The following is a 20,876-nucleotide window of genomic DNA, read 5'->3' on the forward strand; positions in this document are numbered from 1 at the left end:
CGGCTTCGACAGTGATGTAGTAGACGACGCATCCTCGCACGAGAGTGACGCCGACGGGACCACAGGGGGTTCCGGACCCCGTTCCGGTGATCGTCGGGCCGTCGGCCATCATGTCCGAGGAGCCGCAAGCGCCGCAGCGCACCCACCGGCCGCCTGGCGGCCGGCTGCCCCGCACCGACCGGCTGCCCGCACCAGCCGGAACAGGAGAACCACCGGATGCCGACCACAGCACTCGCCCTCGGCCACGACGGCCCGCCACCCTGGCACTGGGCCGGCCTGGCCACCGACTGGACCGCCGAGCCCGTCGTCCTGACCCTCGCAGTCCTGCTCGGCGGCGCCTACCTGCTGGGTGTCCGGGCGTACCACCGCGGTGGCGCGACCGGCAACAAGGACGCCGGCGACGGCACCGGCGGCACCGGAACCGGCACCGCGACCGCCGCCGGCCGCTGGCCGTTCCACCGCACCGCCGCCTTCCTCGGCGGGCTGCTGGTCTGGGTCTGGGTGACCTGTTCGGGCCTCGGGGTGTACGAGCGGATCCTGTTCACCGACCGGGCCGTCCAGGTCGTGCTGCTGCTGATGCTGGTGCCGTTCCTGCTGGTCCTCGGCGCTCCCGTGTCGCTGCTGGTCGAGACGGCGCCCGAGGCCCGCCGGGAGCGGATCATGCGCGTACTGCGCAGCCGCCCCTCCCGGCTGCTGATGTTCCCCGCGGTGTCCACGGTGCTGCTGATGGCGCCGCCGTGGCTGCTCTACTTCACTCCCTGGTACGAGAAGACCCTCACCAGCGACGCCTGGAACATCGGGCTGCACCTCTCCCTGGTCGCCCTCGGCCTGCTGTACTACTGGCCGCGGCTACAGCTGGACCCGGTCGCGCACGAGTACCCGCTGCTGGTCAGCCTGGTCATCACCTTCGCTGAGGTGATCTTCGACGCGGGTCTCGCCCTGATCCTCATCTACGGCCACCATGTGATCGCCGAGTCGTACTACGCCGGCCTGGGCCGCACCTGGGGGCCGACCCTGCTGCAGGACCAGACCTGGGGCGGCAACGTGATCTGGGTGCTGGGCGACCTGATCGGCCTGCCCTTCCTCTGTGCGTTGATCCGCCGCATGATCGTCACCGGCCGGGCCGAAACGGCGGCGGTGGACGCCGCGCTGGACGCCGAGTACGAGGCACAGACGGCCAAGCGGCAGGCGGCGAAGGCGGCGAGGGAGGTCGCCGTAGTGGAGACGGCCGCAGGGGAGGCGGCGCCCGTCGCCGCGCGGGCCGAGGCCGAGGAGGACGACGAACCGCAGGGCACGCGCCCATGGTGGCTGGACGATCCCAACCTGCGGCACCGCTTCGGCGGCGCGCAGCGCTGATCCCAGGGGTGGCGGCCTCCGGGCCCCGGGGCGTGTCCGACACGCCCTAGTCGGGCGAGTGCCCGGCCGCCGGTTCGCGGTGGCGGCGGCTGTGCCGGGCGACCCGGACCCGGTTGCCGCAGGCACTGGTGCACCACTCCCTGCGGGTGCGGCTCTTGACGAAGTACTGGATGCAGTCGGGTGCCGGGCACGCCCGGACCTGCCCGGCCGACGGACCGGTGAACAGCGCCACGGCCGCCGCCGCGACCTCGCCGAGTGCGACCAGGTGCAGATCGGGCTCGGTCCAGCGGGGTACCCGGACCCCGGGCCGGGCCGGGTCCAGCTCCAGCCAGCCGGTCGAGAGCCGTGCGGCGGCGTTGACGGCGGCCACCGTGTCCGGCGCCGGAGCCGTACCCGAGACGGTGGCGGCGGCCAGGTCGCGCAGCGCGGCGCGCAGCTCGCGGTAGCGGTCGAGGTGGAACCGGGTGGCCGGGACGCTCCCGTCGAGCAGCGGGCGCAGTGACTCGCCGAAGTCCGCCGACCGGGTGTGCAGCCAGCGATCCAGGTCCGCGGGTTCCCGCAGGGCGTCCACCAGGGCACCACGGGCACCGCCCTGGATGAACGTGGTGTTCACCAGATCGAGTGCGAGGGACTCGCCGGTGAGGGGCAGATCGTCGACCGCCGAGGCCATGGGGCTGCTCATGGCTCCATCATGCCCGGACCGCCGGTTGTGCGACGCCGAACATAGCTAACGGCAAAAAGCAGCAAGCACCATTAGAATTGCCTGATCCCCGCCGTCCTTCCCCGGGGCCTTCCGGGAGACCCGGGGGGCCACGGTGACCGGCGCTCCCGGATAGGACAGGCTTGGGGCGGTCGGACTCTCCGGAGCCGGCTGTCCGGTTGAACCCGGACACGGTCACCAACCGAATCGAAGGCGAAAATGACCAACCACTTTGATGTCGTTGTCCTCGGTGCCGGCCCGGGCGGGTACGTCGCTGCCATCCGCAGCGCGCAGCTCGGCCTGAGCGTCGGCATCGTGGAGGAGCGCTACTGGGGCGGGGTCTGCCTCAACGTCGGGTGCATCCCGTCGAAGGCGCTGCTGCGGAACGCCGAGCTCGCGCACATCCTGACGCACGAGACCAAGACGTACGGCATCCAGGTCGAGGGCCGGATCAGCTTCGACTACAAGGAAGCGTTCCAGCGCAGCCGCCAGGTCGCCGACGGCCGGGTCAAGGGCGTCCACTACCTGATGAAGAAGAACAAGATCACCCAGTTCGAGGGCCGGGGTCACTTCACCGACGCCAACACCCTCCAGGTGACCGGTGCCGACGGCACGGTGCAGACCATCACCTTCGACCACTGCATCCTGGCCTCCGGCGCCACCCCGCGTCTGCTGCCCGGCACTTCGCTGAGCCCGCGCGTGGTGACCTACGAGGAGCAGATCCTGGCCGACCAGCTGCCGGAGAGCATCATCATCGCGGGTGCCGGTGCGATCGGTGTCGAGTTCGCGTACGTGATGCACAACTACGGCGTGAAGGTCACCATCGTCGAGTTCCTGGACCGGATGGCGCCGCTGGAGGACGCGGAGGTCTCCGCCGAGCTGCTCAAGCGCTACAAGCGCTTGGGAATCGAGGTGCTGACCTCCACCCGGGTCGACGCGATCGACGACTCCGGAGAGAAGGTCAAGGTCACCGTCACCGCCGGTGGCGAGCAGCGCGTGCTGGAGGCCGACAAGGTCCTGCAGGCGATCGGTTTCGCTCCCCGGGTCACCGGCTACGGCCTGGAGAACACCGGGGTCAGGCTGACCGAGCGCGGCGCGGTCGACGTGGACGGCCGCTGCCGTACCTCGGTGCCGCACATCTTCGCCATCGGCGACGTGACCGCCAAGCTGATGCTGGCCCACGCCGCCGAGTCGATGGGTGTCATCGCCGCCGAGACCATCGCGGGTGCCGAGACCATGGAACTCGACTACGTGATGATCCCGCGCGCCACCTACTGCCAGCCGCAGATCGCCAGCTTCGGCTGGACCGAGGAGCAGGCGCGCAGCCAGGGCTTCGACGTCAAGGTCGCGAAGTTCCCGTTCATGGCCAACGGCAAGGCCCACGGCCTCGGCGACACGGTCGGCTTTGTGAAGATCATCAGCGACGCCCAGTACGGCGAACTGCTCGGCGCCCACATGATCGGCCCCGAGGTCACCGAACTGCTGCCCGAGCTGACCCTGGCCCAGCAGTGGGACCTCACCGTCGCCGAGATCGCCCGTAACGTCCACGCCCACCCGACGCTGGGCGAGGCCGTCAAGGAGGCGATCCACGGCCTGGCCGGACACATGATCAACATGTAGTCGCCCGCGCCGGCCCTCCGCCCGCACCTCCTGCCGGGGGTTGCCGAGTCAGCTGTCTCGGCAACCCCCGGCCGGGATGGACCGATCCGCATCCGCCGACCGGGGCCGTCGGATCCGCATCCTCCCGGCTGGGGCGGTCGGATCCGCATCCCCTGCCGGGAATTGACCATCATTCACATCGGTTGACCCACAGGTCGCTTCCCGAACGAGATGATGGCCAGATGAGCGAGAGCACCGAACGGCCCGGCCGTCTGCTGGCGGTCTCCGACCTGCACGTCCACCATGCGGAGAACCGCCGCATCGTGGCGGAGGAGATCCTGGCGACCTCGCCCGAGGACTGGCTGATCGTGGCCGGGGACGTCAGTGAGACCGTGGAGCAGATCGAGTGGGCGCTCGGCGTGCTCAGGAGCCGCTTCGCGCAGGTCATCTGGGCTCCGGGCAACCACGAGCTGTGGACACCGCCGTCGGATCCGGTCCAGCTGAGGGGCGAGGCGCGCTACCGGCACCTGGTGGAGATCTGCCGCCGCCTCGGCGTGCTGACACCGGAGGACCCGTACGCCGTCTGGCGCGGCGCGGGCGGCCCGGTGGCCGTCGCGCCGCTCTTCCTGCTCTACGACTACTCCTTCCGCGCACCGGGGCTGAGCCGCAAGGAGGCGATGGAGCAGGCCTATGAGTCGGGCGTGGTGTGCTCGGACGAGTTCATGCTGCACCCGGAGCCGTACCCGGACGCCGCCGCCTGGTGCGAGGCCCGCCTGTCCTGGACGCAGCAGCGGCTGGCCGCCCTCGACCCCGCCCTGCCGACCGTTCTGGTCAACCACTTCCCGCTGGTCCGCGAGGACACCGCGATCCTGCGCTATCCGCAGTTCGCCCAGTGGTGCGGCACCGAGCGGACGGCCGACTGGCACCGCAGGTACCGCGCGGCCGCAGTGGTCTACGGGCATCTCCACATCCCCCGCACCACGGTCCACGACGGGATCCGCTTCGAGGAGGTCTCGATCGGCTACCCGAGGGAGTACCGGCGACGGGGCTTCCCCCGAGGGTTCCTGCGCGAGGTGCTGCCGCAGGCGGAGAGCGCCTGAAGCGTCCGGCCGGGGCGGGCCCGAGGAGACCGCCCCGCTCGGCCGGCGGGTGCGGCCTACCGCCGGTGCTTGCCGCTGTTGGCGACTGCCGGGGCCGGGTACGGGATCCGCAGCTTCCGGGCCAGCGGGGCCACCGCACCGGCGGCACCGAGCGGCTTGGCGAGCACCAGCACCGAGATCAGGACCGCCACCGAACCGGCGCCCAGGCCGACGAAGTTGCCGACGATGCCGCGCCCCAGCGAGTCCGCACACTGACCGACGATCCAGTGGGCCGCGAGCGCGCCAGGTGCGCAGGCGAGGGCCAGCCCCACGTGCAAGGTCGTCACCCGGACGCCGTCCAGGCCGCTGCGGATCCGGCCGCGCCGTCCACCGCCGATCTCGAGCGTGGCGTCGGCGGGCACCGTGGCCGCCGCCTCGCGGCGCAGCCGCTTGCTCAGTGCCCGGCCGGTGATGATCACGCCGAGCGTGGTGGCCAGAGTCTGCGCGAAGGCCATGCCGACGATGATCCAGCGCACCGGCAGGGTGTAGTACGCGACGGCGCAGAAGGCGACGTTGCTGCCCGCGATCACCGTGGTCAGCCAGAACGGGGTCCGGGCGTCACTCATCGCGTAGAACCCTCGGGCCAGCGCGTACTGGGCGCAGAAGGCGGGCAGGCCGATCGCGAAGGCGATCAGCACCTCGGACATGACGTTGACGTCCGCGGCCTTGACCTGGCTGCCGTGCCCGTAGGCGAGGCCGATGACCGGGTTGGCCATCGACAGGAAGATCGCCATCGCGGGGATGATCATTCCGGCCGAGCTGCGCAGCGTCTGGGCCAACTCCTGGCCGACATCCTCGAAACGGCCCGAGCTCACCGCACGCGACAGGCTCGGCAGGATCGCCGTGACCATCGAGACCGTGATGATGCCCTGCGGGACGACGAAGAGCAGATAGGCGTTGTTGTAGGGGGTGTAGCCCAGGCCCATCGGCAGACCCTGGGCCCGGTTGCCCGCGCCGGTCGCCATGTTGGTGATCGCGTTGAACGACAGCTGGGTCACCACGACCAGCAGCAGTGCCCATCCCGCCGCCCGCAGCGGGGTGGTGAGACCGGCACCCTTCCAGTCGAAGCGCGGCCGGAAGCGGAATCCCGAGGCGCGCAGGGAGGGCAGCACGGAGAGCGCCTGCACCAGGATGCCGAACGCCGTGCCCATGCCCAGCAGCATGCTGGCGCCGCTGCTCATCTGGTCGGCGGTCTCCGCGTGCTTGCAGATCCCGATGTAGAGGCTGAAGACGCCGATGACCACGACGTTGTTCATCACCGGCGCCCAGGTCATCGCACCGAAGCGGTCACGCGCGTTGAGCACCTGGCTGAGCAGGCCGAATACGCCGTAGAACAGGATGGCCGGCAGGCAGTACTGCGCCAGCGCGATGGTCAGGTCCCGCTGGACGTGGTCCGCGGGGCCGTAGTTCGTGTAGGAGTCCACGATCTGCGGTGCGAAGAGCCAGGCGCTCAGGGTGATGACGATCAACGCCACACCGCAGGCCGTCAGCAGACGGTTGGTGTAGGCGACGCCACGGTCCTTGTGGGTCTGCGCGGCGCGCACCAGTTCGGGAACGAAGACCGAGTTGAGCACACCGCCGATCAGCATCATGTAGACGGTGGTCGGCAGCAGGGTGGCCACGGCATAGCCGTCAGCGAGTTGGTGGGTACCCAGCGCGGCGGCGATCACGCCGGCCCGCACGAACCCCAGCGCACGCGAGGTGAGCGACCCCAGGGCCATGATCAGCCCGTTGCGGGCGGTGGAGGACCCCTTGTCCGCCGGGGCCTCCTCGGCCTCCGCCGGGGGCTGCTCCAGTGGCTGGCGCGGCGGCGGCAGCTGGGTGCCCAGCTGCATGGTCGGCTGTGCACCGTACTGCGGCTGCTGCTGTGCCTGCGGGGGCATGGGCGGCATGAACTGCTCGTCGGTGATCTGACGCAGGGGCATGGTGGGCGGGTCGCCGTACGAGCCGGAAGGCTCGCCCGTCGTGTGCATGGTCATCGGACCCCCGTCACTCGGTGCCTGGGCAGTGCGCGGTCACGGGGCTTCCACAACCGCTGTCCGGCGGTCCCTTGGTGTACGGAGCCGGTGCTGCCTCGTACGACCGGCTCGGTCCGCGCCGTCGTGCTTGGTTCCCCCGGGACTGGGCGCAGCTGCACCCAGCCGGAGAAGTCTGCCTCAACTCGGCACTCGATGGGGAGCGGTGTGCCGTGTGCCCGAGATCTCCCACCGGTGCCGGATGGTCCGGAATCCGCTCCAACCGGACGGAAGCCTGCCCCTAATGACCAGATTTGCGGTGTTTTCCTTGATGGCGGCACGGAGGACTTTGGCCGGCGCGGCACTGTACCGATTCCCCTTCGAAGATCACTCCAACGGGATGTGACCTTTCTCACTGACCGTCAGGTGAGGTGGCGGATTCACCCTCGTGACGCGCCCCCGTCTCTCCCGAGGCCAGGACGCGCTGCACCCTCGGCCGGGTGTGCCGGTCGATCCGGCGCACGTCCCGGTTCAGTGCGCCGGGCCGCCACAGCTCGACCGCGACCGTCACTCCGGCGACCACCAGGCCGGCCGCCAGCCATCCGGCCAGGACGTCGCTGGGCCAGTGCACACCGAGGGCGATCCTGGTCCAGCCGATGATCAGGACGGCGAGTGCGGCGACGGTGCAGGCGACGGCCCGCCCGGCGCGGTTGGCGTGCGGCCAGAGGAGGATCACCAGGGCGGCGCCGGTGATCGCCGAGGCCATCGCGTGCCCGGAGGGGAAGGCCGCGCCCGAGGCGTACGACACCGGGTCGGCGAAGTGCGGCCGGGCTCGGTCGACCAGTATCTTCCCGCCCCAGCCGGCCAGCCAGCCGAGCAGCAGCTGGGCCGCGGCCCAGCCGGCCAGCATCCGGGCGCCGATCATCCAGAGCCAGACGGCCGCCACGCCCAGCACGATGCGGGTGGTGGCCGGGCCGCCGATGTCGGAGACCATCTGCATGGAGGCCGTCCAGGCGGTGTGGCCGCGGGCGAAGCCGTGCAGTGCGTCCACCCAGGACCGGTCCAGTCGGGCCAGTGGGCCCCAGTGGCTCGCCACCAGGGCGAGGAGCACTCCCAGGAGGGCGGCGCAGCCGAGGGCCGCCGCCGCGGAGTCGAGCAGTCGGCTGCGGCGGCGCCGGGCGGGGGTGGCGATGGCGCCGTCGATGGGCAGGTGCATGGCTGACACCTTCCCCGGGGCAGGGGTGGAGCCCGCACCGCGCCGATAGCGATTTTGCATCTTTTGTGAGGAGAGGCTGCGGATGTCGAATCTCATTCGTTGATTCGGTGGACGGGGCGATTTAGGCACACCCTGTCTCCAATCGGTCACACAATGTGCGTGATCATGGACCAAATTCCGCAGGATACTGCATCGCGCGAAGAATCTGGCCGAGTTGGGAATGTTGTCCGAAATCTGTGCGTTGGATCGTTACGTGTGAGCCTTCACGGGGCCCGCATCTCTTTGCCTTCAACTCTCTGCCTCTTCTCTTCGGCCCCGGCTCGCCCCGTCGGGGGGTGAAGTCGAGGCAGACCGGCACCAGCAGCAAGGGAGCAAGCATGGCCACTCGTGCCGTCGTCCGTGGCAGTGCCGACCGCACTCGCTCGGCCCGCCCGAACAACCTTGAGGCGGACCGCGACCTTGTCGGCATGTACCTCGACGAGATCGCCCGGACGCCTCTGCTCGATGCCGCCGAGGAGGTCGAGCTCTCGCTGCGCATCGAGGCGGGTGTCTACGCCCAGCACCTGCTGGACGAGGACGCCATTCCCGAGAGCACCACGCGCGAGGAGCTGGAGGCGATAGCCGATGACGCCGAGCGCGCGAAGGACGTCTTCATCCGCTCGAACCTCCGCCTGGTGGTCGCGGTCGCCCGGCGGTACCCCCGCAGCGGCCTGCCCCTGCTCGACCTGATCCAGGAGGGCAACGCCGGCCTGGTCCGGGCGGTCGAGAAGTTCGACTACGCGAAGGGGTTCAAGTTCTCCACCTACGCGACCTGGTGGATCCGCCAGGCGATCACCCGCTCGATCGCCGACCAGTCGCGCACCATCCGACTGCCCGTCCACCTGGTCGAGGAGCTCGGCCGGATCCGCCGGGTGCAGCGCGAGAAGGCCAAGGAGCTGGGCCGCGAGCCCGAGCCCGCCGAGATCGCGGCCGAACTCGACACCACCGAGGACCGGATCAAGGACGTGCTCGACTGGGCCCGTGACCCGGTCAGCCTCAACATGTCCGTGGACGACGAGGGCGAGACCCAGTTCGGTGACCTGGTCGAGGACACCGGGGCGGTCTCCCCGGAGGACGCCGTGATGGTCATGCTCCGCCGTGAGGAGCTGGATGACCTGATCGGCCGGCTGGACGACCGGACGGCCTCCATCATCCGCTCCCGGTACGGGATGGAGGACGGCCGTGAGCGCACGCTGACCGAGGTGGGCAAGCAGCATGGGCTCACCCGGGAGCGGATCCGCCAGATCGAGAAGCACGCGCTCGCCGAGCTGAAGAAGATCGCCGACCACGCGGGGTTCGAGGCCGCCTGACCTTAGCGCCCTCGGGGCCCTGGTCCGATACCGACCGGACCGGGGCCCCGCGCTGTCCGCGGCCGCCGGCGCCGTGCCGCCTACGCTGGATGCAGTTGAGAAGGAACGGAGCAGAGATGGCCGAGCAGGAAGAACCGACCCGGCCGAAGGCGAAGCTGGTCTTCGGCGACCCGCTGGACCGGCAGACGCGGGACGACACCGACCGGGGCTGGGGCGAGCGCCCGGAGGCGGCGGAGCTCGGTGGGCGCGGGCTGGACTGGTATCTGAGCCAGCGGCCGCCGCACCACGGCGACTGATCGCCCGGTCCCGCCCGGTGTCACCGGGCGCCGCGCTACTGAGCCGCCGGGAGTCTCAGCCGCTGGGCGGCGCCGCCCCGGTGCAGTGTGGGGTGGTCGCGGCCGTGGCCGGGGCGGCGGGCGATGACGGGCCGGGCCGCAGTGGCCCGGCGGTGAGCGCGGTGGCGGCGGCCAGCAGCCCGGTCACCACCACCCCGGGCCGGTGCCGGACGGCCTGCTGGAGCCGGTGCCGTCCACCACCCCTGCGGCGGATCGGCGGGAAGGGCGGTACGGCGCGCCGGGGCGGCACGGCCGAGGACATGGCCGTTGTCGTGGTGGCGGTGGGGTGGGAGTGCAGTCGGTGGTGTTCCAGGTAGGTCGTCATGCGCATCAGGGTGCGCGCACCGCACCTGTCGGGGAATCCCCCCGCGGATTCCTGTGGAAAACCCGGCCCTGTGGACAACCCACTTCACTCACAGGAGTGGTGCGGTCATACGAAAGGCCCGGAGTTCGTCTCCGAACCCGGGCCTTTCGCGCGAATGTCGCGGACGGCGGTGCCGTGCCGTGTCAGCTCGCGGTGCTGGTGCTCGCCGCGGCGGCCGAGGGGGCCGGAGCCGACGTGGACGACGAAGTACCGGACGACGAAGCGCCGGACGACGAGGTCGAGGACGACGAGGAGCTCACGGAGCTGCTCGAAGCGGAGCGGCTGTCGGTGCGGTAGAAGCCGGAGCCCTTGAAGACCACGCCCACGGCCGAGAAGACCTTGCGGAGCTTTCCCTGGCAGTCGGGGCACGTGGTCAGCGCCTCGTCGGTGAACTTCTGCACCGCCTCCAGGCCGTTGCCGCACTCGGTGCACTGGTACTGGTACGTGGGCACTTGTCTTCCTCCTGGCACTCTCGCCTGATGAGTGCTAACGACGGTCAATGATGCGGCATTCCGCTGGATCAGTCCAGCGTCGCCGGGTGTGAGATGTCCCCGCCCCGGCCCCCGGCCCCGGAGCGGGGAACCGGTCTCAGCCCTTGGACGCCCCGGCCAGCCGCACCTGGGCCCCGCCCTGTGCCACGACGCGGCCGCTCTCGCCGGGAGCGTCCAGCAGGCGGCGCAGCGAGACCAGCGCGACCAGGCCGAGCCCGGCTCCGATGACGGGCACCACGAAGCCGGCCCAGGCGCCGTGCGAGTCCACCAGCATCCCGGCCACGATCGAACCCGCGGCCAGGCCGAGCCCGATGGCGCCGGTCAGCCAGGTGAACGCCTCGGTCTTGGCACCGTCCGAGACCAGCGTCTCGACCAGGGTGTAGCCGCTGATCAGGGTCGGTGCGATGGCCAGACCGCAGCACAGCCCGGCGATCGACAGCGCGACCAGGTTGGGCATGGCCCAGAGGGTCGAGCAGCCCAGCACCAGCAGCGTGTAGCTGCCGAGCATCCGCTGCTTGACCGAGCGCCGCCAGGAGATCATTCCGTACAGCACACCGGCCAGCATGCTGCCGCCGGCGAAGATGCCGTACACCACGCCGTTGAGGTCGGGCTGCCCCTCGGCCCTGGCGAAGGCGGCCACCGAGACCGTCATGGCGCCGAAGACGGAGCCGACGCCCAGGAAGGAGCCGGCCAGCAGCCGGACGCCGGGCGAGGAGAGCGCCGACACCTGCGCGGCGCCGGGCACGTACGGGTGCAGCGCGGGCGCGGTACGGCGCTGCGCGGCGAAGGCCAGGCCGCCCACCACGGTCAGCGCGGCCTCGGTGATCAGCGCCACCGAGGGCGAGGCCAGGGCGGTGATGCCGGTGGCCAGCACCGGGCCGATCGCGAAGGTGAACTCGTCGGTCACCGACTCGAAGGCGAACGCGGTGTTCAGGGTCCGGGGCGAGTCGGAGAGCTTGGCGACCCAGCGGGCCCGGACCATCGCGCCGATCTGCGGCACGCTGGCGCCGGCCGCACCGGCGGACACGAAGAGCGTCCAGGTCGGCGCGTGGCCCAGCGCCAGCGCGATCAGCGCGCCCACCGAGACCGCGTGCACCACGACGGTGGGCACCAGCACGGTGGCCTGGCCGTACCGGTCGGACAGCCGGCCGGTCTGCGGTCCGATCAGCGCCTGGGTCGCGGCGGCGAACGCCACCACCAGACCTGCCGTGCCGTACGAGCCGTAGGCGCTCTGGATGAGCAGGACGATGCCCGCGCTGAGCATCGCGTAGGGGAGTCGGGCCGCGAAGGCGGGGACCAGGAAGGTCCAGGCTCCGGGGGTGCGGAGCAGGGTCCCGTAGCCGACGCGGGTAGGGGTGGGCTCTGCGACCGTTCGGCGCGCCGTCACGGTCGGTCCTTCCTGCTGTCTGGTAGCACCGACCGGGAAACGGGGGTGGCCCGGCAGCGCCGAGAGTCGTCCTCTCATGCGTTGACCGGGGTAGATACCGGGGGTCCACCTCGGCCGGTGCGGCTCAGCAGCGGGCCGGCAGCGGAGGGACCACGGCCGCCGAGCGGTCGCGCCAACTCTGCATCAGACAGATGTAGCGGATTTTCGGTGATGAAAACAGATGAGTTGGTCCATAGTACGCACTTCGGACCCGTTCCGCCCGGTCAACGCAAGGTGAACGCCGCGGAAAAGCACCGAACCTAGCGTCCGTTGAGCCATCCGGCAAGCTTTCCGCCCTGGTCGACCGCCCGCAGTCTGCGCTCCGCGGCCTCGCTGACCTCCTCGGTGGTGACCACCAGCAGTTCGTCCTGGGCCCGCAGCACGGTGGTCTTGTCGGGGACGAAGCTGCTGTCGTCGCGGACCACCAGGGTGACCGCCGACCCGGCGGGGAGCCGCAGCTCGCCCACCTCGACGCCGGACATCTTCGACTCCCCGGAGAGCGCGACGGAGAGCAGCCGGCCGTGCAGGTGCTCCAGCGGCGCGGACTCGATGTCCAGGTCCTGGCCCAGCGAGCCGTCGGAGATCCGCAGGTGGCGGGCGACCAGTGGCAGGGTCGGGCCCTGGAGCAGGGTGAAGACCACGACCAGGATGAAGACGATGTTGAAGACCTGCTGTGCCTGCGGCACCTCGGCGACCAGCGGGATGGTCGCCAGCACGATGGGTACCGCGCCGCGCAGCCCGGCCCAGCTCAGCAGGGCCTGCTCGCGCCAGGGCAGCCGGAACGGCGTCAGGGTGGCGAAGACCGAGGCGGGTCTGGCGACGAAGACCAGCACCGCGCCTATCACCAGCGCGGGGACGACCGCCGAGCCCATGGTGTCGGGGTTGCAGAGCAGGCCGAGCACCACGAACATGCCTATCTGCCCTATCCAGGCCAGTCCGTCCGCGAAGCCGCGGACGGCGGGGCCGTGCGGCAGCTTGGCGTTGCCGAGGATCACCGAGGCTATGTAGACCGCCAGGAAGCCGGAGCCGTGCAGCAGCGCGCCGCCCGCGTAGGCCAGGACCGCCAGCGACATCACGGCGATCGGGTAGAGGCCGGAGGAGGGCAGTGCGACGTGCTTGACCGCGTACGCGCCCAGCTTGCCGACGACCAGGCCGACGACGGCGCCGATGGCCAGCTCGGCGATGATCGTGCCGACCAGTGCGTACCAGGAGTCCATCGGCCCGGTGGTGGCGAAGGCGACCACCAGGATCACCACGGGGGCGTCGTTGAAGCCGGACTCGGCCTCCAGCAGGCCGGTCAGCCGGGCCGGCAGCGGCACCATCCGCAGCACCGAGAAGACCGCCGCGGCGTCGGTGGAGGAGACGATCGCGCCGAGCAGCAGCGAGACCCGCCAGTCGAAACCGGCCAGCCAGTGCGCGCCCGCGGCGGTGACGAAGACGCTGACCGCCACACCGACGGTGGCCAGTACCGAGGCGGCCGGCATGACCGGCTTGATCGCCTTCCAGCTGGTTTTGAGGCCGCCTTCGGCGAGGATCACCACCAGGGCCGCATAGCCGAGGACCTGGGTGAGTTCGGCGTTGTTGAAGCTGACTCCGAGGCCGTTCTGGCCCAGCGCGACACCGATCCCCAGGTAGATCAGCAGGCTGGGCAGCCCTGATCGGGTGGAGAGTCGCACGGCCACCACCGCGAACAGGAGGATCACGGAGAACTCGAGCAGGAAGCGGTTCAGGTGGTCGACAGTCACGCAGTGGCACCTCGGCACGTCAAAGGGGCGGTCGGGGGCAGGCGAGTATGGCCGGAAACGAATGGCTCGTTCGGCGACTTGTTACTCAGTCTAACATTTTACCTGCTCTTTGATTGTCGACCTCCGCCCATCGAGACCGGATAGGGTCCACCTCGGCCGACCGTGGACGTCCCCGGTGCATGTCCGCCAGCCGAGTCGCCCTAATGTGGTGACCTGTCACGGCCGTAAACGCAACCCCAGCCAAGGACCCAGATGCCCCGCTCGAAGAAGTTCCGGCGCGCCCGTCTGATCGTGCTCGTGCTGGTCGTGCTGCTCGTGGCCGCAGTCGGTGGCGGCGGTTACTGGGCGGTGAGCGCCGTCCGTGCCTCCTTCCCCGACGTCGACGGCAGCGTCTCGGTGGCCGGCATGTCCGCGCCGGTCGACGTCAAGCGCGACGCCAACGGCATTCCGCAGCTGTACGCCGACACCCCCGAGGACCTGTTCCGCGCCCAGGGCTACGTCCAGGCCCAGGACCGGTTCTGGGAGATGGACGTCCGGCGTCACATCACCTCGGGCCGGCTCTCCGAGATGTTCGGTTCCGGCCAGGTCGAGAACGACACCTTCCTGCGCACCATGGGCTGGCGCCAGGTCGCGCAGCAGGAGTACGACACCCAGCTCTCCGCCGACACCAAGAAGTACCTGAAGGCCTACGCGGACGGCGTGAACGCCTGGCTCGGCCAGCACCCCGGCGGCCAGAGCGCCTCGCTGGAGTACACCCTGCTCGGCACGGTCAACAGCGGCTACAAGCCCGAGCCGTGGGACCCGGTGGACTCGGTGGCCTGGCTGAAGGCGATGGCCTGGAACCTCTCCGGCAACATGCAGGAGGAGATCGACCGCTCGCTGCTCTCCCAGGACTTCACGCAGGACCAGATCGCCCAGCTCTACCCGGACTACCCGTACGACCGCAACGGCACCATCGTGAAGACCGGGAAGGTCGGCAAGGACGGCAACTACGTCCCCGCCGACGGCTCCACCGCCCCGGCCGGTACCGCCGCCGCGACCGCCCAGGGCCGGGCCGCCACCGAGTCGCTGTTCACTGACATCTCCGGCAAGATGGCCGGGCTGCCGCAGCTGCTCGGTCCGCAGGGCCAGGGCATCGGCTCCAACTCCTGGGTGGTCAGCGGCGATCACACCACCACCGGCAAGCCGATGCTCGCCAACGACCCGCACCTCGGCCCCGGTCTGCCCTCCGTCTGGTACCAGATGGGCCTGCACTGCCGGACCGTCAGCGCCAAGTGCGCCTACGACACCTCGGGCTTCACCTTCGCCGGCATGCCCGGTGTGGTGATCGGCCACAACCAGAAGATCTCCTGGGGCTTCACCAACCTCGGCGCCGATGTCCAGGACCTCTACCTGGAGAAGATCACCGGCCCCGACAGCTACCTGGTCGACGGCCAGCAGGTGAAGTTCCAGACCCGCAAGGAGACCATCAAGGTCGCCGGCGGAGCCGACCGGACCATCACCGTCCGCACCACCAACCGCGGCCCGCTCATCTCGGACCAGAGTTCCGAGGAGCAGACCGTCGGCAAGTACGCCCCCGCGGGCAACTCCGCCCCGGACCGCGCCCAGGGCTACGGCGTGGCACTCCAGTGGACCGCCCTCATCCCGGGCAAGACCATGGACGCCGTGTTCATGCTGGACCGCGCCACCAACTGGACCGAGTTCCGCGCCGCCGCCGCCGACTTCGCGGTCCCCGCGCAGAACCTGATCTACGCCGACACCGCGGGCAACATCGGCTACCAGGCGCCGGGCATGATCCCGCAGCGCACCAAGGGCGACGGCACCTACCCGGCGCCCGGCTGGGACTCCAGCTACGGCTGGCAGAAGGACTTCGTGCCCTTCAACTCCCTGCCGTACAGCTTCAACCCCAAGAGCGGCTACATCGTCACCGCCAACCAGGCCGTGGTCGACCCGTCGTACCAGTACCTGCTCACCAAGGACTGGGAGTACGGCACCCGGGCCAAGCAGATCACCGATCTGATCGAGGGCAAGCTGAAGAACGGCGGCAAGATCTCGCTGGACGACATGCAGTCGATGCAGCTGGACAACACCAACGTGATGGCACAGACGCTGGTCCCGCTGCTGCTCAAGGTCAACATCACCGACCCGTACGTGCGTGAGGCGCAGGACCTGCTGAAGAGCTGGAACTACCGCCAGGACGCCGACTCCGCCGCCGCCGCGTACTACAACGGCGTCTGGCGCCAGCTGCTCGCCCTCGCCTTCGGCCAGAAGTTCCCGGCCGACCTGCGGGCCAAGGGCGACTGCCTGCTGGTCCGTCAGAAGAGCAGCACGCTGCCCGACGGCGCGGTCGGCGCCGACACGCGACCGGTCACCGAGTGCGGCACCCGTGACGCGCACTTCGCCCAGCCGGACGGCGGCGACCGCTGGACGGAGGTGGTCCGGCAGCAGCTCGCCAATCCCAAGAGCCCGTGGTGGGACTACGTCGACTCCAACCACGTCCAGCAGCACGGCCTGAACAACCTGCTCGCCGAGGCCCTCAAGGACGCCCGCCAGGACCTCACCGCGCAGATGGGCAAGGACATCAAGACCTGGAACTGGGGCCGGCTGCACTCGCTGACCCTCAAGGAGCAGACGCTCGGCACCGACGACTCCTCGATCGCCTCCGGGCTGGTCCACCAGCTGCTCAACCGCGGCCCGTACCAGCTCTCCGGCGGCAGCGCGGCGGTCAACGCCTCCGGGTGGAACGCGGCGGCGGGGTACGACGTGGACTGGATCCCCTCGATGCGGATGGTCGTCGACCTCAGCGACTTCAACGCCTCCCGCTGGATCACCGTCGGCGGCGCCTCGGGCCACGCCTTCCACGCCAACTACAACGACCAGACCTCCCTGTGGGCCGGCGGCAACCTCCTGCCCTGGGCCTGGTCGGCGGACGCGGTGGAGAAGGCCACCAAGCACAAGCTGGTCCTCAGCGCGCAGTGAGCCCGAAGGGGTAGCACTCAGGGCGCGGGGAACCGTGCGACCGGCCTCCACGGAGGTGCACGGCCGCGCAGGGTCCCCGCGCCCTCGCACGTCCGTGTCGGCCCTGTGCCCTCCGAGCCGCTCAGTGAGGGCCGAAGCGGTGCAGCCCGCCGGGCGTGACCACCGCGTGGACCGGGTGGTCGTGGGGCTCGGCGGGGACGGCGTCGAGGAGTTCGGCGTCGTACAGCAGGGTGGCCAGCAGTGGGTGCGCCCGGGCGCGGGCCAGCCGGGCCAGCACCCGGTCGTACGAGCCGCCACCGCGGCCGAGGCGCAGGCCGCGCCGGTCCACCGCGAGCCCGGGCAGCAGCACCAGCTCGGCGCCGCAGACCGCCTCCGGGCCGAGCCGCCGCCCGGTCGGCTCCAGCAGCCCGCGCCCGGCGGGGGCCAGTTCCCCGGGGCCCCGGTACTCGGCCCAGTCCAGGTCGTTGTCGGGGAGCAGGACCGGAAGCAGCACCCTCACTCCCCGCGCCCGCAGGGCCTCCAGCAGCGGCCGGGTCCCGGGCTCCGCGCCGACCGAGACGTACGCGGCGACGGTCTGCCCCGGTTCGGCCAGCTCCACGGCGTGTCCGGACAGCGCCGCAGCGGCGGTTTCCCGCCATTCGGGCGACAGTGCACGCCGGTCCGCGAGCAACCGTGACCTCAGCCCGGCCTTCTCGTTGTGCAATGGATCCTCCTGGGTTCCGCTCCCGCCGACGCCACGGGTCCGTCCCGTGCCGGCCGGCGTTCAGAGCCTGACATGCGGAAGGCGATGGATGTCCACCCAGCTGCTGGCCGGCGCCCTGGCCGGGCTGAGCGCCACCGGGCTGGCCACGGCCGTGCTGTCCGGTACGCGGCTGCGTCGGCTCGCCACGTGCTCCGCCGAGCGGGAGTCCCGGCTGCGTCAGCGGATCGCCGAGCTGGAGGCCGAGCGGGACGAACTGCGGCGCACCGCCTCCCGCGACCCGCAGACCGGGGTCTGGAACTACCGCCACCTCCAGCTCACCCTGGACCGTGAGGTGGAGCGCTCCCGCAGGTCCGGGACGGACAGCGGCCCGCGCCGGCTGGCGCTGCTGATGGTGGAGATCTCGGGCTTCGAGGCGGTGGTCGCCCGGCACGGGCGACGCCGGGCCAACGCCGTGCTGCGCGATCTGGCCCAGCGGCTGAGCGTGGAGATCCGCCGCTCGGACACCCTGGGCCGGTACGGCGGCGAGGAGTTCCTGGTGGTCCTGCCGGACACCGGCGCCGAGGGCGCGGCCCACGTCGCCGAGCGGCTCTGCTGGTCGGTGCGCCGGCACCAGCTGCTGGACTGGTCGCCCGCGGGCCCGCAGCCGCGGAGGCCGCCCGGCGGCAACGGTCTGACCGCCGCCGTCGGTGTCGCGGTGCTGCCCGCCGACGGTGTGCACCCAGCCGTCCTGCTGCGCGCCGCCGACCGCGCGCTGGCCCGTGCCCGCAGCGCCGGGGGCGACTGCTGGCGCACCGCGGACCAGCCCGACCGTATCGGGGACGAGAGCCCCGTCAGCCACACGAGACCCGCCGATCCCGCGCACCGCACCAGTCCCGTGCGGCACTCGCACCCAACTGTCCTCACCCGCAGCACGGGTGGCGGCAGACCCGCGACATCCACGGATCAACCGGAAGATACGAATATTCGGCGCGAAAGCTCTGAAAACACCGGTAATCTGGCGCCCTGCACCGAAGAGGCGGCCCCGCTCACCTCCATCGGTGCCGCCCGCACCACTGCCGCCACAGCCGCCGCCCACGACGGGATCCGAAGGTGATCTCGGGTTTCACGGTCGGTTAACCCGGATCTCAGTTCAGCGGAACCCTGCCTTAGTAAGGTCAACGCCATGACGAAGACGCACCCCCGTATGCCCGTCACGAAGGCGGTTGTACCTGCCGCCGGGTTGGGGACCCGCTTTCTGCCGGCCACCAAGGCGACGCCGAAGGAGATGCTGCCGGTCGTCGACAAGCCGGCCATCCAGTACGTCGTCGAGGAGGCCGCCGCCGCGGGGCTCTCCGACATACTGATGGTCACCGGACGCAACAAGCGCGCCCTGGAGGACCACTTCGACCGGGCGTACGAGCTGGAGGAGCTGCTCGCCCGCAAGGGCGACCGGGACAAGCTCAAGCGCGTCCAGGAGTCCGCCCGTCTGGCCAACATGCACTACGTCCGCCAGGGCGACCCCAAGGGCCTCGGCCACGCGGTCTCGGTCGCCGAACAGCACGTCGCGGGCCAGCCGTTCGCCGTTCTGCTCGGTGACGACCTGATCGACCCGCGCGACCCGCTGCTGTCCCGGATGATCGAGGTGCAGCAGGAGCTCGGGGGCTCGGTGGTGGCGCTGATGGAGGTCGACCCCTCGCAGATCCACCTCTACGGCTGCGCCGCCGTGAAGCCCAACGGCCTCGGCGACGACGTGTTCAGGGTCACCGACCTGGTGGAGAAGCCGGACACCGCCGACGCACCGTCCAACTACGCGGTGATCGGGCGCTACATCCTCGACCCGGCGGTCTTCGACGTGCTGCGCGACACCGAGCCCGGACGGGGCGGCGAGATCCAGCTGACCGACGCGCTGCGCGAGCTGGCCCAGCGGGACGAGTCCACCGGCGGACCGGTGCACGGTGTGATCTTCAAGGGCCGTCGTTACGACACCGGCGACCGCGCCGACTACCTTCGCGCTATCGTCCGACTTGCGTGTGAGCGCGAGGACCTGGGCGCGGAGTTCCGTTCCTGGCTCAGGGAGTTCGTGGCCACCGAGATGCAGGACTGAGCCGCGGCCGACCGGCCGCTGGAGCGCGACCGAGCTGCGGAGAAGGCGAGCGTGAGGCGATGACCGGGACGAACGACCCCTGCTGCGAAGAGAGTTCGACCCCGGCCCCGCCCCGGATGTGGACGGTCGACGAGCATCTCGCCGACATCCTCGGGCAGATCGCGCCGCTCCCGCCGATCGAACTCCAGCTGCTGGACGCCCAGGGCTGCACCCTCGCCGAGGACGTGGTCGCCGCAACCGACCTGCCGCCCTTCGACAACAGCTCGATGGACGGCTACGCGCTGCGCACCGCGGACACCGCCGGAGCCACCAGGACGTACCCCTCGGTGCTCACCGTGGTCGGCGACATCGCGGCCGGCGCGGGCGAACTGCCCAAGGTCGGCCCGGGGCAGGCGGCCCGGATCATGACCGGAGCCCCGATGCCCCCCGGCGCCGAGGCGGTCGCCCCGGTCGAGTGGACCGACGGCGGCACCGGCACCGGGCAGGCCGTCGACAGCATGGGCGCCGCGGTCGAGAGCGAGGAGGTGCGCGTCCTGCGTCCGGTCGACGAGGGCGCGTACATCCGCCGCCGCGGCAGCGACATCACCGCCGGAGACCGGGTGCTCCCGGCGGGCACCGTGCTCGGCCCGACCCAGCTCGGCCTGCTGGCCGCCATCGGCCGCGGCACCGTCCGGGTCCGGCCCCGGCCGCGCGTGGTGGTGCTCTCCACCGGCAGCGAACTGGTCCAGCCCGGCGAGCGGGTGGGCCCCGGGCAGATCTCCGACTCCAACAGCTTCACCCTCACCGCCGCCGCCCGGGACGCGGGCGCCATCGCCTACCGGGTCGGCGGCGTCCCGGACGACACCGCCACGCTGCGCTCCGTCCTGGAGGACCAGCTGGGCCGGGCCGACCTGATCATCACCAGCGGCGGGGTCAGCGTCGGCGCGTACGACGTGGTCAAGGAGGCCCTCCGGACGGTCGAGGGCGGCGAGGGCGCCGGGGTCGACTTCCGCCGCCTGAAGATGCAGCCCGGCAAGCCCCAGGGCTTCGGCCGGATCGGCGCGGGCGCCGGCGTGCCGCTGCTGGCGCTGCCCGGCAACCCGGTCAGCGCGTACATCTCCTTCGAGCTCTTCGTCCGCCCGGCGATCCGCACCATGCTGGGCGCCACCGGCGTCCACCGCCCGGTGGTCCGGGCCGTCTGCGCGGACGAGCTGCGCTCCCCGGCCGGGCGGCGGCAGTACCTGCGCGGCTGGTACCAGAACGGCGAGGTGCGCCCCGTCGGCGGCGAGAGCTCGCACCTGGTCGGCGCGCTCGCCAGGGCCAACTGCCTGATCGCCGTCCCCGAGGAGGTCACCTCGCTGACCGCGGGCAGCACCGTGGATGTGGTCCTTCTCACGGACTGAGCAGGCCGGGGAGGTACGGTAGCGCGGTATTCGTACCCGCGGCGCGGTATTCGC

Annotated in this window: 17 protein-coding genes; 9 read left to right on the forward strand and 8 right to left on the reverse strand. The window is 71.0% G+C overall.

What is annotated here, in order from left to right:
* Positions 1 to 216 precede the first annotated feature (216 nt).
* Positions 217 to 1,356 carry a cytochrome c oxidase assembly protein gene (locus ACSMTC_RS21900; protein ID WP_436561407.1) on the forward strand — a complete coding sequence of 380 codons (1,140 nt, stop codon included), beginning with the start codon at positions 217 to 219 and terminating at the stop codon, positions 1,354 to 1,356.
* A 46-nt stretch (positions 1,357 to 1,402) separates the two neighbouring features.
* Here ACSMTC_RS21900 and ACSMTC_RS21905 read toward each other — a convergent pair whose 3' ends face one another.
* On the reverse strand, positions 1,403 to 2,038 hold the full coding sequence (locus tag ACSMTC_RS21905) for a CGNR zinc finger domain-containing protein (RefSeq protein WP_436561408.1): 636 nt from the start codon (positions 2,036 to 2,038) through the stop codon (positions 1,403 to 1,405).
* A 237-nt stretch (positions 2,039 to 2,275) separates the two neighbouring features.
* On the opposite strand from ACSMTC_RS21905, the gene lpdA reads away from it, so the two are divergent.
* Positions 2,276 to 3,676 (forward strand): dihydrolipoyl dehydrogenase, encoded by a 1,401-nt coding sequence (gene lpdA, locus ACSMTC_RS21910; RefSeq protein ID WP_436561409.1) that lies wholly within the window; start codon positions 2,276 to 2,278, stop codon positions 3,674 to 3,676.
* 221 nt (positions 3,677 to 3,897) lie between these two features.
* Positions 3,898 to 4,755 (forward strand): metallophosphoesterase family protein, encoded by an 858-nt coding sequence (locus tag ACSMTC_RS21915; protein ID WP_436561410.1) that lies wholly within the window; start codon positions 3,898 to 3,900, stop codon positions 4,753 to 4,755.
* Positions 4,756 to 4,811: 56 nt separating this feature from the next.
* On the opposite strand, the gene murJ is transcribed toward ACSMTC_RS21915, so the two are convergent.
* Both murJ and ACSMTC_RS21925 read right to left on the reverse strand, forming a co-directional pair.
* Positions 4,812 to 6,773: a murein biosynthesis integral membrane protein MurJ gene (murJ, locus tag ACSMTC_RS21920; RefSeq protein ID WP_436561411.1), complete on the reverse strand. Its 1,962-nt coding sequence runs from the start codon at positions 6,771 to 6,773 to the stop codon at positions 4,812 to 4,814.
* A gap of 388 nt (positions 6,774 to 7,161) precedes the next feature.
* The gene (locus ACSMTC_RS21925; RefSeq protein WP_436561412.1) at positions 7,162 to 7,965 is read right to left on the reverse strand and encodes a phosphatase PAP2 family protein; all 804 of its coding nucleotides are present in this window, start codon (positions 7,963 to 7,965) and stop codon (positions 7,162 to 7,164) included.
* A 377-nt stretch (positions 7,966 to 8,342) separates the two neighbouring features.
* Here ACSMTC_RS21925 and ACSMTC_RS21930 point away from each other — a divergent pair, with 377 nt between their 5' ends.
* Both ACSMTC_RS21930 and ACSMTC_RS21935 read left to right on the forward strand, forming a co-directional pair.
* A complete protein-coding gene (locus tag ACSMTC_RS21930) occupies positions 8,343 to 9,314 on the forward strand; it encodes a sigma-70 family RNA polymerase sigma factor (protein WP_436561413.1) in 972 nt (323 codons plus the stop codon).
* 116 nt (positions 9,315 to 9,430) lie between these two features.
* The gene (locus tag ACSMTC_RS21935; protein WP_436561414.1) at positions 9,431 to 9,610 is read left to right on the forward strand and encodes a hypothetical protein; all 180 of its coding nucleotides are present in this window, start codon (positions 9,431 to 9,433) and stop codon (positions 9,608 to 9,610) included.
* Positions 9,611 to 9,665: 55 nt separating this feature from the next.
* On the opposite strand, the gene ACSMTC_RS21940 is transcribed toward ACSMTC_RS21935, so the two are convergent.
* From ACSMTC_RS21940 to ACSMTC_RS21955, 4 genes are all read right to left on the reverse strand, one after another.
* Positions 9,666 to 9,974 carry a hypothetical protein gene (locus tag ACSMTC_RS21940; RefSeq protein WP_436561415.1) on the reverse strand — a complete coding sequence of 103 codons (309 nt, stop codon included), beginning with the start codon at positions 9,972 to 9,974 and terminating at the stop codon, positions 9,666 to 9,668.
* A 182-nt stretch (positions 9,975 to 10,156) separates the two neighbouring features.
* Complete coding sequence (locus ACSMTC_RS21945; protein ID WP_436561416.1) at positions 10,157 to 10,465, reverse strand: FmdB family zinc ribbon protein; 309 nt, start codon at positions 10,463 to 10,465, stop codon at positions 10,157 to 10,159.
* A 136-nt stretch (positions 10,466 to 10,601) separates the two neighbouring features.
* Positions 10,602 to 11,891 (reverse strand): MFS transporter, encoded by a 1,290-nt coding sequence (locus ACSMTC_RS21950; protein WP_436561417.1) that lies wholly within the window; start codon positions 11,889 to 11,891, stop codon positions 10,602 to 10,604.
* 299 nt (positions 11,892 to 12,190) lie between these two features.
* Positions 12,191 to 13,675: a potassium/proton antiporter gene (locus tag ACSMTC_RS21955; protein ID WP_436561418.1), complete on the reverse strand. Its 1,485-nt coding sequence runs from the start codon at positions 13,673 to 13,675 to the stop codon at positions 12,191 to 12,193.
* A gap of 252 nt (positions 13,676 to 13,927) precedes the next feature.
* On the opposite strand from ACSMTC_RS21955, the gene ACSMTC_RS21960 reads away from it, so the two are divergent.
* Entirely contained in the window at positions 13,928 to 16,654 is a 2,727-nt protein-coding gene (locus tag ACSMTC_RS21960) for a penicillin acylase family protein (protein WP_436561419.1), read from the forward strand.
* A 121-nt stretch (positions 16,655 to 16,775) separates the two neighbouring features.
* Here ACSMTC_RS21960 and ACSMTC_RS21965 read toward each other — a convergent pair whose 3' ends face one another.
* Positions 16,776 to 17,357: a 5-formyltetrahydrofolate cyclo-ligase gene (locus ACSMTC_RS21965; RefSeq protein WP_436561420.1), complete on the reverse strand. Its 582-nt coding sequence runs from the start codon at positions 17,355 to 17,357 to the stop codon at positions 16,776 to 16,778.
* Between the two features lie 88 nt (positions 17,358 to 17,445).
* On the opposite strand from ACSMTC_RS21965, the gene ACSMTC_RS21970 reads away from it, so the two are divergent.
* The 3 genes from ACSMTC_RS21970 to glp all read left to right on the forward strand — a co-directional run bounded on the left by ACSMTC_RS21970 (position 17,446) and on the right by glp (position 20,822).
* Positions 17,446 to 18,450: a GGDEF domain-containing protein gene (locus tag ACSMTC_RS21970; protein WP_436561421.1), complete on the forward strand. Its 1,005-nt coding sequence runs from the start codon at positions 17,446 to 17,448 to the stop codon at positions 18,448 to 18,450.
* A gap of 69 nt (positions 18,451 to 18,519) precedes the next feature.
* Positions 18,520 to 19,440, forward strand: a complete 921-nt coding sequence (gene galU / locus ACSMTC_RS21975; RefSeq protein ID WP_436561422.1) for a UTP--glucose-1-phosphate uridylyltransferase GalU — start codon at positions 18,520 to 18,522, stop codon at positions 19,438 to 19,440.
* Positions 19,441 to 19,499: 59 nt separating this feature from the next.
* A complete protein-coding gene (gene glp, locus ACSMTC_RS21980; RefSeq protein ID WP_436561423.1) occupies positions 19,500 to 20,822 on the forward strand; it encodes a molybdotransferase-like divisome protein Glp in 1,323 nt (440 codons plus the stop codon).
* The last annotated feature ends 54 nt before the right edge of the window (positions 20,823 to 20,876 follow it).

Source organism: Kitasatospora sp. HPM-01-4 (assembly GCF_051374625.1).
Lineage (GTDB): Bacteria > Actinomycetota > Actinomycetes > Streptomycetales > Streptomycetaceae > Kitasatospora.